We start from the raw sequence: 16,275 nt of genomic DNA on the forward strand, positions 1-16,275 counted from the left end.
CGGGCCGGCCGGTGCGGATGGGGCACCGGCCGGCCCGCCTTTACGTCTGGCCCCGAATCCCCCACAGTTAGATACCGGACGCGCTGTTTTCTTTCACCAGTTGCGCTTGTTTTGCCGGATGTGCACCCGCACTCCGGCACACTGGTGTGATGGACGCCGTCTCAGGGTGAGTTATCGTATACGGGGGGTAAAAACAAACGGCATGACCCGTTCATTTCCGTCCCGGGAGAGTTCAGTCGATGGCGAGGCAGTTGCGAGCCGAGCAGACCCGCTCGACGATCATCACGGCCGCCGCTGACCTGTTCGACCGTCGCGGCTACGAATCGACCAGCCTCAGCGACATCGTGGAGCACGCCCACGTCACCAAGGGCGCCCTGTACTTCCACTTCGCGGCGAAGGAGGATCTCGCCCACGCGATCCTCGAACTTCAGTCGCACACCGCCCGTCGGCTGGCGACGGAGACGGACAACCGCGGCCACACCTCCCTGGAGGCGCTGATGCGCCTCACGTTCGGCATCACCCGCATGTCCGTCGAGGACCCGGTGCTGCGGGCGGGGCTGCGGCTCGCCACGGGAGGGATCCGGCCCAAGCCGCCCTTGAGCCACCCCTTCACCGAGTGGCTGGACATCGTCACGGCCCGGCTCGTCGGCGCGGTCAAGGAGTCCGACGTCCACCCGGACATCGACATCGACGTCGTGGCCCACTCGTTGGTCTGCTTCTTCGTCGGCACCCGCGTCGTGGGCCGCTCGCGCGAGCCGGTCGCGCGCCAGCCCCGCCGCACGGCCGAGATGTGGAACATACTCATCCGCGGCCTGGTCCCGGTGACCCGCCGGGCCCGCTATCTGAGCCTGGCGGCCCGTCTGGAGCGGGAGATCGCACCGGTGTGACCGTGGCCGGCCCGGCGCCCGGACCCGTGCGGCGGGCACACGCGGCACCGCGGCGTACCCGCGCGTTACCGTGAGGCCCATGCCCGACACCCCCTCCGCACCCCTGCTCCTCGGCAACCAGCCGGGCTCCTTCCCTCACAGCGTGCTGGCCGAGCGGCACCCCGCCATCATCCGGCAGGTCCGCGAGGCCATCCCGTACGAACCCCCGCAGCACCGCGCACTCGACGACCTGCTCGCCAACTGCACCGGGGGCGTGATCGAGCCCCTCCCCGCCGACGCGCACGACCGGGACCACTGGGAGGCCTGGGGGCTCGGCGAGTACACCGGCCGCTCCTGGTTCGACGTGCCGTGGCTCTGGTCCGAGAGCTGGTTCTACCGCCGACTGCTCCAGGCCGTCGGCTACTTCGGCCCCGGACCGTGGCAGGGCGTCGACCCGTTCCGCCCCTTCAAACTCGCCGAACTCGACTCCGCCGAGACCGACGAGGAACTCGCCGCGCTCGACGACCTCGCCGGCCGCCCCGCCGCCGAGCAGGCCCAGGCCCTGCTGCACGGCTCCCTGTGGGGCAACCGCGCCGACCTCGGCTTCCGCCTCTCCGCCGAGGGCGCGCGGGCCGCGGACGCCGTGCCCGGGCTGGTCGCCGACGACAGCGACCGGCTCTGGTCGCTGCTGGACAAGGCCGACGGGGCCACGCTGTACCTGGTCGCCGACAACGCGGGCCGTGAACTCGTCCCCGATCTCCTGCTCATCGCCCACCTCCTGGGAAGCGGCCGCATCGGACAGGCGGTCCTGCACGTCAAGCCGTACCCCTACTACGTCTCCGACGCCACCACCGCCGACGTCGTCGACGCACTGCGCCGGCTGACCGGGTCCGGGGGAGCAGCCGCCGCGTACGGGCGGAACCTCTGGTCCGCCCTGGGCGACGGGCGGCTCACCCTGCGCGCCCACCCCTTCTCCAGCGCCCCGCTGCCGTACGCGGAGATGCCCGGCGACCTGCGTGCCGACTTCGCCGCGGCCACCCTCACGATCGTCAAGGGCGACCTCAACTACCGTCGCCTGGTGGGCGACCGGCTCTGGGAGCCGACCACGCCGTTCGCCGACGTGGCCACCTGCTTCCCCTGCCCCGTCGCCGCCCTGCGCACCCTGAAGTCCGACGTGATCACCGGCCTCGACGCGCACACCGAGGCCGCCCTGGTCGCGGCGGAGGAGCAGCGCTGGCGCACCAGTGGCACGCACGCGCTGGTCCAGGTGCGGGACGCCCCCTGATTCACGCGATGGTGTGATCATGTGCGACTCGGCGGATGCCGTCGCGGGGCACCGGGTAGGGCCCGGCCATGACGCAGCCGTTCGAACTCCCGCACTTCTATCTGCCGCATCCCGCGCGGCTGAACCCGCACGTCGACGAGGCCAGGGCGCATTCGACACAGTGGGCGCGCGGGATGGGCATGCTGGAGGGATCCGGCGTCTGGGAGCAGGCCGACCTCGACGCGCACGACTACGGCCTGCTCTGCGCCTACACCCACCCCGACTGCGACGGCCCTGCCCTCTCCCTCATCACCGACTGGTACGTGTGGGTCTTCTTCTTCGACGACCACTTCCTGGAGAAGTACAAACGCAGCCAGGACCGCACCGCCGGCAAGGCACACCTGGACCGGCTGCCGCTGTTCATGCCGCAGGACCTGTTCGCTCCCGTGCCGGAACCGCGGAACCCGGTCGAGGCGGGCCTCGCCGACCTGTGGGCCCGCACGGTGCCGAAGATGTCCGAGGCCTGGCGCCGCCGCTTCGCCGTGGCCACCGAGCACCTCCTCAACGAGTCGATGTGGGAGCTGTCCAACATCAACGAGGGCCGGATCGCCAACCCTGTCGAGTACATCGAGATGCGCCGCAAGGTCGGCGGCGCCCCCTGGTCGGCGGGGCTCGTGGAGTACGCGACCGCCGAAGTCCCCGCCGCCGTGGCCGGGTCCAGGCCGCTGAGGGTGCTGATGGAGACGTTCTCCGACGCCGTGCACCTGCGCAACGACCTGTTCTCCTACCAGCGCGAGGTCGAGGACGAGGGCGAGAACAGCAACGGCGTGCTCGTCCTGGAGACCTTCTTCGGCTGCACCACCCAGGAGGCCGCCGACACCGTCAACGACGTCCTCACCTCCCGCCTCCACCAGTTCGAGCACACCGCGTTCACCGAAGTGCCCGCCCTGGCCCTGGAGAAGGGCCTCCGGCCGGACGAACTCGCTGCGGTGGCCGCCTACACGAAGGGGTTGCAGGACTGGCAGTCCGGGGGCCACGAGTGGCATCTGCGCTCCAGCCGCTACATGAACGAGAACGCGGTGCGCGGTGACGGTCCGTGGCCGGGATGCTCCGGCATCGGCACCTCCGCCGCCGACGTCCGCGCCCTGCTCGCGTCGGCCGGTGCCGAACGTCGGCTGCGCTCGTACACGCACGTGCCGTACCAGAAGGTCGGGCCGTCGCGGATCCCCGACATCCGCATGCCGTTCCCGCTGGAGCTGAGCCCGCACCTGGACCACGCCCGCCGGAGCCTGCGCCACTGGGTGGAGCGCATGGGCATCCTCGCCGAGGGCGTCTGGGACGAGGACAAGCTCCGCGCCCACGACCTCGCGCTCTGCTCGGCCGGCCTCGACCCGGACGCCACGCGCGAGGCCCTCGACCTCAGCGCGCAGTGGCTCGCCTGGGGCACCTACGGCGACGACTACTACCCACTGGTCCACGGCCACCGCCGCGACCTCGCCGCCGCCCGGCTGACCACGGCCCGGCTGTCCGCCTGCATGCCGCTCGACGGCGCGGAGCCACCGCCCCCGGCCAACGCCATGGAACGCGGCCTGGCCGACCTGTGGGTGCGGACCACCGCGGACATGACGCCCGACGCGCGGCGCACGTTCAAGGCCGCGGTCGACGCCATGACCGAGAGCTGGGTGTGGGAGCTGTCCAACCAGCTCCACAACCGCGTGCCCGACCCGGTCGACTACCTGGAGATGCGCCGGGCGACCTTCGGCTCCGAGCTGACCCTGAGCCTGTGCCGGATGGGACACGGCCCGGCCGTCCCGCCCGAGGTCTACCGCAGCGGACCGGTCCGCTCCCTGGAGAACGCCGCGATGGACTTCGCGTGCCTCCTCAACGACGTCTTCTCGTACCAGAAGGAGATCGAGTACGAGGGCGAGATCCACAACGCGATCCTCGTCGTGCAGACCTTCTTCGGCTGCGACTACCCGACCGGGCTCGGCATCGTGCACGACCTGATGAGCCGGCGCATGCGCCAGTTCGAGCACGTCGTCGAGCATGAACTGCCCATCCTCTACGACGACTTCCGGCTCACGGGCGAGGCGCGCGCGGCGATGGGGAGGTATGTGGCGGACCTGCGGAACTGGCTGTCCGGCATCCTGCACTGGCATCGCGAGGTGGACCGCTACAAGGACGCGTGGCTGTCCCGCCGGGCCCACGGCTTCCTCCCGGACCGGCCGCCCGCCGCGCCCGTCCCCGCCCTTCGCTGACCGGCCCGCCCATTCCACGGCTCGTACCGCGCCCGGTGACCGGCGTGGTACGAGCCGTGCCCGTGTCCGGGCCCCTCCGGACCGCCCGGGCCCCGGTCAGTCTCACTCGTTCGTGGCTCGTCGGCCGCCGATGTGCCGGGTAGAGCACCTGCCGTGATCGATCCGGGATCCGCCGGAGGCGATCGGCACCATCCGGAGGCGAGCCATGGAACAGACCGCGCTGCGACCCAAGCCGATGCCGGGGCAGGAGCCCGACGGGGCCGCCCCGGCGACGGGAACCGGGCCGTCACGGCCCCGCCCGCACGCCGCCCGGCGACGGGGGAGACGGCTCCTCAACGTGCTGCTCGCCGGATGCACCGGCGCGGTCCTGGTGCTGTCCGGGATCGGCCTCGGGGCGATGGGTGCCACGGTGCTCGGCAAGGGCGGACGCTTCGACCCGCGGGGATGGCACTCGGCATCGCTGCCCGGCCCCTCACCCTCCGCCGCCCCCTCCGTGCCCTCCGCCGCGACCCTCGGGGTGCAGGTCATGGACGCCAGGAAGCCGGGCGCCGTGGTCGTGGGGCTGCACGTCCCCGGGCCGGCCCAGGCCGCCGGTCTGGTGCGCGGCGACGTCCTCCTCGCCTTCGGCACGACCCGGATCGACACGGCCGCCGATCTGGTCCGGGCCGTCGCCCGCACCCGCCCGGGCTCCGAGGTCAGGCTGACGGTCCGCCATCACAGCGGCGGCTACGAGCAGCTGACCCTCGTACCGGCCGTCGCCGCGTGACGCCCGCCCGCACGGCACGGCCCGGAACTCCGGGAACGTCCCCCGCCCGGTCCCTCATGGTGAAAATCGGCGCCCCGCATGAGCCCGGGCGCCTGAGCGGCTCTGCACTGTCGGACAGGTTGCCCGAGTGAATGCCCGCAGACGGCTCGCGCCACCCCCTCCGGCCGGGCAGGATGCTGCCCGTAGCCCCTTCGTCCGTCATGGGAGGCCCGGATGACCGGAAGCACGGCCGCCACCTTCACCGCCGACGACTACCGGGCCCGCATGGAGCGCGCCGCGCGGGCGGCCGCCGAGGCCGGTCTCGCCGGTCTGCTGGTGGCTCCGGGCCCTGACCTGGTGTGGCTCACCGGCTACACGCCCCCGGCGGTCACCGAGCGGCTCACCCTGCTGGTCCTCACCGCCGGGCAGGACCCCGTCCTCGTCGTCCCCGCACTGGAGACCCCGGACGCGCACAGGGCGGCCGGCGCGGCCGCCCTGACCCTGCGCGACTGGACCGACGGCAAGGACCCCTACGCCGCCACCGCCGCCCTCCTCGACTCCTCCGGCCGGTTCGGCATCAGCGACAACGCCTGGGCCCTGCACCTGCTGGCCCTCCAGCAGGCCCTGCCCGGCAGCTCCTACGCCTCGCTCACCGAGGCCCTGCCGATGCTGCGCGCCGTCAAGGACGCGGCCGAGCTGGACCTCATGGCCGCCGCGGGTGCCGCCGCCGACGCGACGTTCGAGGAGATCCGGAACGTCCCCTTCGCCGGGCGCCGGGAGTCCGAGGTGGCCGCGGACCTCGACCGGCTGCTCCGCGGCCACGGACACGAGCAGGTCGACTTCACCATCGTCGCCTCCGGCCCGAACGGCGCCGACCCGCACCACGAGGCGGGCGAGCGCGTGATCGCCCGCGGCGACATGGTCGTCCTCGACTTCGGCGGCCTGCGGGACGGCTACGGATCCGACACCTCCCGCACGGTCCACGTCGGCGAGCCCACCGACGAGGAACGCCGCGTCCACGACATCGTGCGCGAGGCCCAGGAGGCCGGCTTCCGCGCGGTGCGGCCCGGCGCCGCCTGCCAGGACGTGGACCGGGCCGCCCGCCGGGTCATCGCCGACGCCGGTTACGGCGAGTACTTCATCCACCGCACCGGCCACGGCATCGGCGTCACCACCCATGAGCCGCCCTACATGATCGAGGGCGAGGAGCGGCCCCTCGTGCCCGGCATGTGCTTCTCCGTGGAACCCGGCGTCTACCTGCCCGGCCGGTTCGGAGTCCGCATCGAGGACATCGTGACCGTCACCGAGGACGGCGGGCGGCGCCTGAACACCACCACGCGTGAGCTGGTCATAGTGGAGTGAGGCCCCGATGTCCCCAGCACGCCTCCCGAACGGCAACGGCGCGACCATGACCCAGGTACCCACACCCACCGCGGACACCGTCCGCCGGCTGGTCCTGTCCCTGCTCAAGGACACCAAGGACGGCAAGGAAGCCAAGGACACCGGAGACGGCCGGGGCGGCCCCGACGTCCGGCCCGCCACCGAGGACGCCGAGCCCGTCACCTGGTGGGTCGGCTCCCGCCACGTGCTGCGCCTTGCCCCCGACCGTGAGGCCACCCTGCGTCAGCGGCGCGAACTGCGACTGCGCGACCTCGTCCGTCCGCACCTCCCCACGGCGGTGCCCGTGAGCGTCGCACAGGGTGAGTGGGCTCCCGGACTCGGCTACACGCTGGACACCAAGGTGCCCGGCGGCTCGGGGGAGGAGCACGACGTGTCCGCCGTCGGCGAGGCCGATCTCGCCGCGCTCCTGACGGGCCTGCGCGAGGTGCCGGTCCGGCAGGCCGAGACGCTCGGCCTGCCGCGCGCCGCGCCCCGCTCCCTGGAGGCGCTGCGCCGGTCCGCCGTGCGCGCCGCCGAGCGCCTGGCCGCGGCCGACGAGTTCGACGCCGCACGCCTGAACCAACTCACCCCGCCCGCCGCGTCCCAGCTCGCCGCCCAGCCCGGCTCGGCCGTCCTCACCCACCACGCCCTCACCGGCAGCCACCTCGTGGTCAGCGCCGACGGCCGGGTGCGCGGCGTCCTCGGCTGGGCCGGCGCAGTCGTCGGTGACCCGGCCGAGGACATCGCGGGCCTCGCGCTCTCGGTCGGATCGCCCGCCGCCGTACGCGCCGCCACCCTCGCCGGCTACGGCGCCCGCCCCTGTCTGCGCGGCCTGTGGCTCGCCCGCTGCGACACCGTCGTCCGCCTCGCCGAGGACCTCACCGGCAAGGACGCCACCCTCCTGCGGACCCGGCTGCGCCGCGCCTGGGAGCCGATCCTGCTGGAACGGGTGACGGACCTGGGGGACACGGACGACGCCCTGTAGCGGCCCGGGCGGCACCAAGCACATCTGCACGGGGGTGAGGAGCACCCCGCATCGAGCGGCCGGCGCTCCTCACGCCCCTCCTCCGGGCGCAGGCCGCGACAGCGGGCTCACCCCGCCCGGCTCAGTCCTGGGCCAGCACCACGGCCGACTCCCCGGGCAGCCGCACCGCACCGTCCGCTCCGGGCGTCTCCACCGGCTCCCACGCCGCCAGCACGCGAGCGTGGGGCACACCGAGCGGCAGGACGGCCGGCTCGGAGGCCAGGTTCACCGCGACGAGGACGTCCCCGCGCCGGAAGGCGATCCAGCGGAGCTCCTCGTCGTAGGCCACCCTGGTGTCGGCGAGGTCGGGATCGGTCAGGTCCGGCTGCCCGTGGCGCAGGGCGATGAGCTGCCGGTACCAGGCCAGCACGCGTGCGTGGGGCTCGCGCTCCGGCTCGGACCAGTCGAGGCAGGAGCGATCCCGGGTCGCCGGATCCTGCGGGTCGGGCACGTCCTCCTCCTTCCAGCCGTGCGCGGCGAACTCCCGCCGCCTGCCCCGCCGTACGGCGTCGGCCAGCTCCGGATCGGTGTGGTCGGTGAAGAACTGCCAGGGCGTTCCCGCCGCCCACTCCTCGCCCATGAACAGCATCGGCGTGAAGGGCGCCGTCAGGATCAGCGTGGCCGCGCAGGCGACCAGCCCGGGGGAGACGAGGGCCGAAAGCCGGTCCCCCTGAGCCCGGTTGCCGACCTGGTCGTGGGTCTGGCCGTAGCCGAGCAGCCGGTGCCCGGCCACCCGCGTACGGTCCAGCGGACGCCCGTGGTGGCGCCCCCGGAAGCTGGAGAACGACCCGTCGTGGAACCAGCCGCCGGTGAGGGTCTTGGCGAGCCCGCCGAGCGAAGCACGCGCGAAGTCGGCGTAGTAGCCCTGCGACTCGCCGGTCAGGGTGGTGTGCAGGGCGTGGTGGAAGTCGTCGTTCCATTGCGCGTGCAGCCCGAGGCCGCCCTCGGTGCGGGAGGTGATGAGCCGCGGGTCGTTCAGGTCCGATTCGGCGACCAGGAACAGCGGCCGCCCCGTCTCCGCGGCCAGGGCGTCCACGGCCGTGGACAGCTCCTCCAGGAAGTGCAGCGCGCGGGTGTCCACCAGCGCGTGCACCGCGTCCAGGCGCAGCCCGTCGATCCGGTAGTCGCGCAGCCACGCCAGCGCGCTGCCGATCAGGTACGCGCGCACCTCGTCCGAGCCGGGCGCGTCCAGATTGACCGCGGCGCCCCAGGGTGTGTGGTGGGTGTCGGTGAGGTACGGGCCGAAGACGGGCAGGTAGTTGCCGGACGGGCCGAAGTGGTTGTGCACCACGTCGAGCACCACGCCCAGGCCGAGTTCGTGCGCCCGGTCCACGAAGCGTTTCAGCGCCTCGGGCCCGCCGTACGGCTCGTGCACCGCCCACAGCGAGACACCCTCGTAGCCCCAGCCGTGGGTGCCCGGGAAGGGGCACAGCGGCATCAGCTGCACGTGGGTGACGCCCAGTTCGGCGAGGTGGCCGAGCCGCCCGGCGGCCGCGTCCAGGGTGCCCTCGGGCGTGTAGGTGCCCACGTGCAGCTCGTACAGCACCGAGCCGGGCAGCGGCCGGCCCTGCCACGCCGCGCGCCAGGCGTAGCGCTCGTGGTCGACGACCGCGCTCAGCCCGTCCGGGCCGTCCGGCTGCCGCCGCGAGCGCGGATCGGGCAGCACGGGCCCGTCGTCCAGGGCGAAGCCGTACCGGGACCCCTCGCGCGCCTCGGCCTCGCCCCGCCACCACCCCGCCCGCTCCGGATCGCGCTCCAACGCGTGCGTGACGTCGTCGCACCGGAGCGTCACTCGGCCGGCCTGTGGTGCCCACACCTCGAACTGCACGGACGGTTCCCCTTCGTCTGCTCACCGGGATGTAGCCCGTCCATGGTGCGGCAAACGAGATCAATCCGCTGGCGCATCCACCCATTTGCGGCGGGTCTCACCGGCTACGCGCGGGTGGCGGCTGATTTCCCGTTTTCTGGACAGCCCGGCCGCGCTGCCCGACAATCACCCAGTGACGTCGTCCTTCGAGTTCAACACGTCCCCCGCGCGGCTCTCCGACGCGGAGCGCGACCGGGTGCTGAAGGTGCTCCGCGACGGCGTCGCCATGGGCCGGCTGTCCCACGACACGTTCGTCCGCCGCATGGACCTGGCGCTCGCCGCCCGCCGCCCGGACGAACTCGCCGCGCTCACCGCCGACCTGCGCACGGAGAGCCGTCTCGCGCGCCTGGTGTTCGGCACCGTCGAGGCCGTCTCCGGATTCTCCGTGCGGCTGCGCCGGGCCTGGCAGGCCGAGCGGCTGCCCAAGCTGCAACTGCCCCACCCGTCGCACGGCCATCCGCTGCGGATAGGCCGCGACCCCGCCAGCGGACTGCGCCTCAACCACGAGACCGTCTCCCGCGTGCACGCCGAACTCCGTGACCAGGGCGGCATGTGGGTCCTGCGCGACCTCGGTTCCACCAACGGCACGACGGTGAACGGACGGCGTGTCGTCGGCGCGGCCGTCGTCCGGGAGGGCGACCAGGTGGGCTTCGGCCGGATGACGTTCCGGCTGTCGGCCGGCTGAGGGTCCGGCCGCCGTCCGGCTGAAGGTCCGGCTGCGGTCCTGCTGCCGTCCGGCTGAGGGCCCGGCCGCCGTCCGGCTGTGTTCCGGCTGTGTTCCGGCTGACCGGAAACGGAGCCATGCCTCAGCTCCGGCCTGGGCATTACCGAAAGCCCGTCCGGCCAGGGTGGCTGAAATCCCTGTGCTGTGCACGGTGTTGACGTACCCCCGAAGTCGTGACTCACTGTGCGTACGCCATCTACAGCTGGTGAAACGACGGCACCCACAGGGGAGGTGTGCCCTGCCGCCTCTCCTGCGCTATCCGACCGTCGGCGAACTGAGCGCCCGGGCCGCCGCCCTCGTCGCCCGCCACCCCCGTGACGCCCGGCTGCGCCGGGTGGGCACCTCCCGCGCCGGCACCCCCATGTGGCTGCTCTCCGTCGGCCACGGCAGCCGTCAGACCCTGGTCGTCGCCGGTCCGCATGCCAACGAACCCGTGGGCGGTGCCACCGTGCTGCGCCTGGCCGAGCGCACCCTGGCCGACCCGCGGCTCACCGACGGCGCCGACGCCACCTGGAACCTGCTGCTGTGCCTCGACCCGGACGGGTCGCGCCGCAACGAGGGCTGGCTGCCCGGCCCCTACACCCTCGACCGGTACATCCGGAACTTCTTCCGGCCCGGTTTCCTGGAGCAGCCCGAGTGGCTGCCCGACGGCGCGGCCGGCGCCGCCCTGCCGGAGACCCGCGCCCTGCTCGGCCTCCAGGACGAACTGCGTCCCTTCCTCCAGTGCTCGCTGCACGGCGTCGACATCGGCGGCGGCTTCGTCGAGCTCACCCACGACCTGCCGGGCCTCGACCGGCGCCTCGCGCACATCGCCGCCCGGCTCGGCATCCCCCGCGAACTCGGCGCGTACGACGCCCTGTACTGGCCCGGCCTCGGGCCCGCCGTCTACCGGATCCCGCCACCGCGCCGGGCCGGTCTGGCCGCGGCCATCACGGAGGCCGCCGTCGAGTCCACATGGTTCCACCCGTACCGGCACGGCACCGTCACCGCGGTGGTCGAGGCGCCCATGTGGGGCGTGACGGCCGTGGCGGACGGCTCCCCGCCCGGGGACCGGGACGCCGTGCTCCGGGCCGTCAGCCACACCCTGCGCCACGACACGGACCTCCTGCGGCACCTGCTGACCCGGATCCGCCCGCACCTCGCCACCGTTGCGGACGCGGCCCGCCTGCTCGCCCCCGTCGACGACTACCTCCTGGTGTGCCCCGGCCTCGCCGACGCCTGGGACCCCGACACCGGAGACAGCCCGGCCCACCCCTTGCCGCCCCTGAGCACCGCCCACCTGGTCGCCCTGCGCATCTCCGGGCGCCGGCTGGCGCTGCGCACGGCGGGGCTGCTGCACCAGCTGGTACGGGCCGCCGGCCGCGACCCGGCCGGGGCGCTGCCGGAACTGGACCGGCTGATCGACCAGTGGTGCGCCGAGTACCGCGACGGCTGCGGGGCGCGCTGGATCCCGGTGGCCCGCCAGGCCGAGTACCAGGCGCGCGTGGTGCTCGCCGCGTTCGACCTGGCCGGGCGCCGGGCGCCAGATCGCTCCGGCTCGGGCGAGCCGGTGCCGATGCAGCGGGACTGAGGACTACCAGGCCCTCTCCCGCGCGTGCAGCGCCGCCGCGACGACCGTGCGGGACTGGTGCTCCACCTGGTGCTCCAGGGGCACCCAGCGGGCGCGGAAGCGCTCCGCGAAGGCGTCGCTCCAGGTCGAGACGAGCTCCTCCAGCTGCTTGGCCGCCGCGTCGTCCGTCCCGCGCAGCACCCGCAGCAGCATGGCCGCCGCCCGCAGCGGCACGCGGCGCGCGAACGCGTCCACGCTGCCGACGTACGCCCGGGTGCGGTCGGCGGGCGGCGTGTGGAGCAGGTCGGAGGCCAGGCCCGGCACCAGCTCCAGCCCCCACCGGGCGGCCCGCAGCAGCGGCCCGTCCAGCTCAGCCAGCCGGGGCAGCGCACCCTCCAGCACCCGGGTCACCTCCAGCGCGTCGCGCTCGAGCCGGCCCGCCAGCCGTCCGATCGCAGCCGCCGGAGAAGGATGCGGAGCCGGGTCGTCCACCAGGTCGCTCGCCCACATCGGCACCTCCACCACCGCGGTCATCCCGCCGTACCGGTGGGCGTGGAACCAGGTACTGTGCCGCGCGTCGTCCGGCAGGCTCGGGTACGCCGGCCCGATCCCCGGCGCGGGCATGACGTGCACGCCCGGCCCGGACGCGGGCCAGCCCGCGGCGTCCGACGCGCCGGTCTCCACCGGGATGTGCAGCTCCGCCGCGGACTTCGCGAACGGCTCGGCGAGTCCCGGCACGTCCTTCGTCAGCTGCACCCAGCTGCCACCCAGGTCCGTGCCGTGCAGGGTGACCTGAAGATAGGGGCGCAGCTCGTCGATGACGCCCGTCAGGGCCCGGGTCTCGGGCGGCAGCCGGTCCGGCGGCAGCACGGACGGCGCCCACTCGGGCTGCTCCGGGCCCGCGGGCCGGAAGAAACCGAGGTGGTAGTCGTACAGACTGCGCGGCGCCGGCGTCACGTGCAGGCTCGCCCCGTCGGGGTCCGCGCAGAGCAGGAAGTGCCAGGAGATGCCGTCGCGCAGCTCCCGCTGGTCCAGGACCCGCCGGGCGAGCGCCAGCAGGGTGCAGGAACCGGTCGGTTCGTTGGCGTGGGCACCGGCCACCACCAGTACGGCGCGGTGGGCGCGGCCCACGGACAGCAGGTACAGGGGCCTGCCCGCACGCGAGGCACCCACCTGCCGCAGGGTGCACACGCCGGGACGCTGAGCGGTCAACGCCCGGGCAGCAGAGATCTGTTCGGTCACCGTCGGGTAGCGCAGCTCCGGCAGGACACTCACCCCCGTCACATCCGCCCGAGTTCGCCATCGCAGTACCCCACGGCCATGGTGTGGTGTCAAGGGCACGGTGGGGGAGGCTCCCGGGGGCGCCCGGAAGCACCGGCGGCGGCCTGCTGCTGGTGCAGGCCCCGCCCCGCCAGGGTGAGGAACGCCCGCACCTGCACGAGTACGCCACCTCCGAGGCGCCGGAGGAGCAGATCGCTGCGCCGTCCTCACCCCCGACCCGGCCGCGCCCCGGGGCTTCGGCCCGCCTACGAGGACTGCTCCGAGGACTGCTCCGACGGCGGCTCAGCGGTCGCCTGAGCTCAGTCGTCCACCCTCTCCAGCAACGCCACCGGCAGCCCCTCGAACAGGTCCGCCACGCGCGCGTGCCCCGTGAACTCCCGCGCCGGATCCAGCGCGTCCGCCCAGCGTCCCGGCGGCAGCGGCAGCCGGGTGTCCTGCCAGCCGCCCGCCTCCGCGAGCCGCAGGGACAGGCGGGTCACCGCCGTCAGGGCCGCGCCGGAGCGGACGAAGGCCAGGCAGTGGGGCGCCGCCGGGCCCTCGGCCGGCAACGGCAGGTACGTCGCCGTGTCGCCGAAGACGTCGGGCCGCCGGGCCCGCAGCCGCAGCGCGGCCCGGGTCACCGCCGCCTTCTCCCCGGACGTGCCGGACTCCGCGGGCGGGAAGTCCACCGCCCGCCGGTTGTCCGGGTCGACCAGCGCCCGGTACTCGGCCTCCGTGCCCTGGTAGACGTCCGGGACGCCCGGCATCGTCAGCTGCACCAGCGCCGTGCCCAGCACGTTGGCCCGGATGTGCGGCGCCAGCGACTCCCGGAACGCGGCGACCCGCTCACCCGGAGCCCCGCACGGCCCGGCCGCCACGAACCGCTCCACCGCTTCCTCGTACGGCGGCTCCTGCTCGGTCCAGCTCGTGTACAGGCCCGCCTCACGCACGTGCTTCAGCAGCGCCCCCTGCACCCGCTCCCGCACCCCGGAGGCCGGGCCCAGGCCGAACACCGTCTGCCAGGCCGCCCAGGCCAGTTGCGCATCCGGCACCCCCTCTCCGGTGCGGGTCACCTCCGCCAGGACGTCCGCCCAGCGCTCCGGGCACTCGGTGAGCACCTGAAGCGCCGCCCGGACGTCCGCGCTGCGCTTGGTGTCGTGCGTGGTGGCCACCGTCCCGGTGGCCGGCCAGTCGCGCTGCACGCGCGCGCAGTACGCGTGGAACTCCTCCGGCGGCAGGGCGGGAGCACCCGGGTCGCCGCCCACCTCGGTCGCCGACAGCAGCGGCACGTACCGGTAGAACGCCGTGTCCTCCACCGACTTGGCCCGCAGCGCCGACGAGGTCTGCGCGAACCGCGTCCGGAACTCCACGTGCGCGGGCCCGTCGCCGTACCGCCCCAGCACCAGGTCGCGCACGACGTCCACCGCACCGGCCTCCTCGGGCACGGTGAAGGCCTGCCGGGCCTCGGCCGCGGCCTCCTGGGTGACCACGGACGCGGCGTCCACCGACTCGTACGGCCGGTAGACCTCCAGGCGGACCAGGAGCTCCTGGAGCGCGGTGCGCAGTGCCCAGGGCGCGCGGTCGCGCAGCGCCGGCTCCGGCGAGGTCGCGCACAGCCGGGCCGCCACCCGCGTCAGGCGCTCGGTCTCGGTCGCCAGCTCGTGCGTGAGGACCTTGTACGCCGCCCGCCGCACCGTCGCGTCCCATTGCCCGCCCCGGTCCGTCTGCGGGGCCGCGAAGCGCCGGTACTGGCCCAGCAGCTCCCCGAACCCCGCCGGGTCCGTAAAGACCCCGTCCACCTGCCGCAGGGCGTCGTAGCCGGTGGTCCCCGCGACCGGCCAGGACGCCGGCAGGTGCTCACCGTCGGCCAGGATCTTCTCCACGACCGTCCAGCGACCCCCGGTCGCCTCGTGCAGCCGCCGGAGGTAGCCGTCGGGGTCGGCGAGCCCGTCGGGGTGGTCGATGCGCAGTCCGTCGATCACGCCCTCGTGCAGCAGTTCGAGGATCTTGTCGTGGGTGGCCTCGAACACCTCCGGGTCCTCCACCCGCACCCCGATGAGCTCCGAGATGCTGAAGAACCGCCGGTAGTTGAGCTCGGTCCGGGCCAGCCGCCACCACACCGGGCGGTACCACTGGGCGTCCAGCAGGTGCGGCAGCGGCAGGTCCTCGGTGCCCTCGCGCAGCGGGAGCACGTGGTCGTAGTAGCGCAGCACGTCACCGTCGACGCGCAGCTCGTCGAGCACCTCGCCCAGCGGTCCGCCGAGGACCGGCAGCAGAACCTGGCCGTCCTGCGCCTCCCAGTCGATGTCGAACCACCGTGCGTACGGTGACTTCGGGCCCTCGCGCAGCACCTCCCACAGGGCGCGGTTGTGACGCGGGGCCATGGCCATGTGGTTCGGGACGATGTCCACGACCAGCCCGAGCCCGTGCTCGCGCGCGGTGCGCGCCAGCGCCCGCAGCCCCTCCTCGCCGCCCAGCTCCTCGCGCACGCGCGCGTGGTCGACGACGTCGTAGCCGTGCGTCGAGCCCGGCACCGCCTCCAGGACCGGGGACAGGTGCAGGTGCGAGACGCCGAGCGAGGCCAGGTACGGCACGACGGCCGCGGCTGCTCCGAACGGGAACTCGGGCTGCAGTTGCAGCCGGTACGTGGCCGTGGGCACCACCGGGTCAAGTCGCTCAGGTGTCATGGAACGTACGTACCCGCCCCGCCGCCGTTCGTGTCATCCCCCGCGCCAGGTGCGCCGCGCGTCGCCCGGACGAGTGGCTTCCGGGCGACGCACACGCGCCGGGCGGTCAGACGGGCCGCTGGAGCACCGTCATGCTCCGGTCCGTCAGGGTCAGCCGGTCTCCGGCCTGCACCTTCGGGCCGGTGTCCGGGGGCACCCCGTCCGGGTGGGCCGTGTCGACCACGACCTCCCACTGGCGCCCGTGATTGACCGGGACCACGAACTCCAGCGGCTTCGGCGAGGCGTTGAACATCAGCAGGAACGAGTCGTCGGTGATGCGCTCCCCGCGTGCGCCGGGCTCGGAGATGGCGTTGCCGTTGAGGAAGACCGTCAGCGCGGACGCCTGCGCCGAGTCCCAGTCCCGCTGGGTCATCTCCCGGCCGTCCGGGGTGAACCAGGCGATGTCGGACAGGTCGTCGTGCGTGCCCTCCACGGGCCGGCCGTGGAAGAAGCGCCGCCGGCGGAAGACGGGGTGGTTGCGGCGCAGCCAGACCATCGCGCGCGTGAAGGCCAGCAGCTGGCTGCTGGGAGCCCCCTCGGCGTCCTCTCCCTCCTCCGGCCACTCCACCCAGGCCAGTTCGTTGTCCTGGCAGTAGGCGTTGTTGTTGCCGC

At 73.8% G+C, this 16,275-nt stretch carries 11 protein-coding genes and 1 pseudogene; 8 read left to right on the forward strand and 4 right to left on the reverse strand.

What is annotated here, in order from left to right; genetic code table 11:
- Positions 1 to 239 precede the first annotated feature (239 nt).
- From GTY56_RS14400 to GTY56_RS14425, 6 genes are all read left to right on the forward strand, one after another.
- Positions 240 to 887 carry a ScbR family autoregulator-binding transcription factor gene (locus GTY56_RS14400; protein WP_161365749.1) on the forward strand — a complete coding sequence of 216 codons (648 nt, stop codon included), beginning with the start codon at positions 240 to 242 and terminating at the stop codon, positions 885 to 887.
- Between the two features lie 79 nt (positions 888 to 966).
- A complete protein-coding gene (locus tag GTY56_RS14405) occupies positions 967 to 2,151 on the forward strand; it encodes a damage-control phosphatase ARMT1 family protein (protein ID WP_161365750.1) in 1,185 nt (394 codons plus the stop codon).
- A 68-nt stretch (positions 2,152 to 2,219) separates the two neighbouring features.
- The gene (cyc2, locus tag GTY56_RS14410; protein WP_161365751.1) at positions 2,220 to 4,388 is read left to right on the forward strand and encodes a germacradienol/geosmin synthase Cyc2; all 2,169 of its coding nucleotides are present in this window, start codon (positions 2,220 to 2,222) and stop codon (positions 4,386 to 4,388) included.
- Between the two features lie 205 nt (positions 4,389 to 4,593).
- Positions 4,594 to 5,154: a PDZ domain-containing protein gene (locus GTY56_RS14415; protein ID WP_161365752.1), complete on the forward strand. Its 561-nt coding sequence runs from the start codon at positions 4,594 to 4,596 to the stop codon at positions 5,152 to 5,154.
- 213 nt (positions 5,155 to 5,367) lie between these two features.
- Positions 5,368 to 6,495: an aminopeptidase P family protein gene (locus GTY56_RS14420; protein WP_161365753.1), complete on the forward strand. Its 1,128-nt coding sequence runs from the start codon at positions 5,368 to 5,370 to the stop codon at positions 6,493 to 6,495.
- A 46-nt stretch (positions 6,496 to 6,541) separates the two neighbouring features.
- Positions 6,542 to 7,498 carry an aminoglycoside phosphotransferase family protein gene (locus GTY56_RS14425; protein WP_161365754.1) on the forward strand — a complete coding sequence of 319 codons (957 nt, stop codon included), beginning with the start codon at positions 6,542 to 6,544 and terminating at the stop codon, positions 7,496 to 7,498.
- Between the two features lie 121 nt (positions 7,499 to 7,619).
- Here the strand turns inward: GTY56_RS14425 and treZ are convergent, their stop codons facing one another.
- Positions 7,620 to 9,365: a malto-oligosyltrehalose trehalohydrolase gene (gene treZ / locus GTY56_RS14430; protein WP_161365755.1), complete on the reverse strand. Its 1,746-nt coding sequence runs from the start codon at positions 9,363 to 9,365 to the stop codon at positions 7,620 to 7,622.
- A gap of 172 nt (positions 9,366 to 9,537) precedes the next feature.
- Here treZ and GTY56_RS14435 point away from each other — a divergent pair, with 172 nt between their 5' ends.
- Entirely contained in the window at positions 9,538 to 10,089 is a 552-nt protein-coding gene (locus GTY56_RS14435) for an FHA domain-containing protein (protein ID WP_161365756.1), read from the forward strand.
- Between the two features lie 277 nt (positions 10,090 to 10,366).
- Positions 10,367 to 11,698, forward strand: coding sequence for a M14 family zinc carboxypeptidase (locus tag GTY56_RS14440; protein ID WP_237524851.1), 1,332 nt, complete (start codon positions 10,367 to 10,369; stop codon positions 11,696 to 11,698).
- 3 nt (positions 11,699 to 11,701) lie between these two features.
- Here GTY56_RS14440 and GTY56_RS14445 read toward each other — a convergent pair whose 3' ends face one another.
- From GTY56_RS14445 to GTY56_RS14455, 3 genes and pseudogenes are all read right to left on the reverse strand, one after another.
- Entirely contained in the window at positions 11,702 to 12,952 is a 1,251-nt protein-coding gene (locus GTY56_RS14445; RefSeq protein WP_161365758.1) for a M14 family zinc carboxypeptidase, read from the reverse strand.
- A gap of 305 nt (positions 12,953 to 13,257) precedes the next feature.
- Positions 13,258 to 15,624 carry a malto-oligosyltrehalose synthase gene (gene treY / locus GTY56_RS14450; RefSeq protein WP_161365759.1) on the reverse strand — a complete coding sequence of 789 codons (2,367 nt, stop codon included), beginning with the start codon at positions 15,622 to 15,624 and terminating at the stop codon, positions 13,258 to 13,260.
- A gap of 106 nt (positions 15,625 to 15,730) precedes the next feature.
- Positions 15,731 to 16,275 (reverse strand): annotated as a pseudogene (locus GTY56_RS14455) (glycogen debranching enzyme); the annotation flags it as partial.

This window comes from Streptomyces sp. SID5643, assembly GCF_009872555.1.
Lineage (GTDB): Bacteria > Actinomycetota > Actinomycetes > Streptomycetales > Streptomycetaceae > Streptomyces > Streptomyces iakyrus.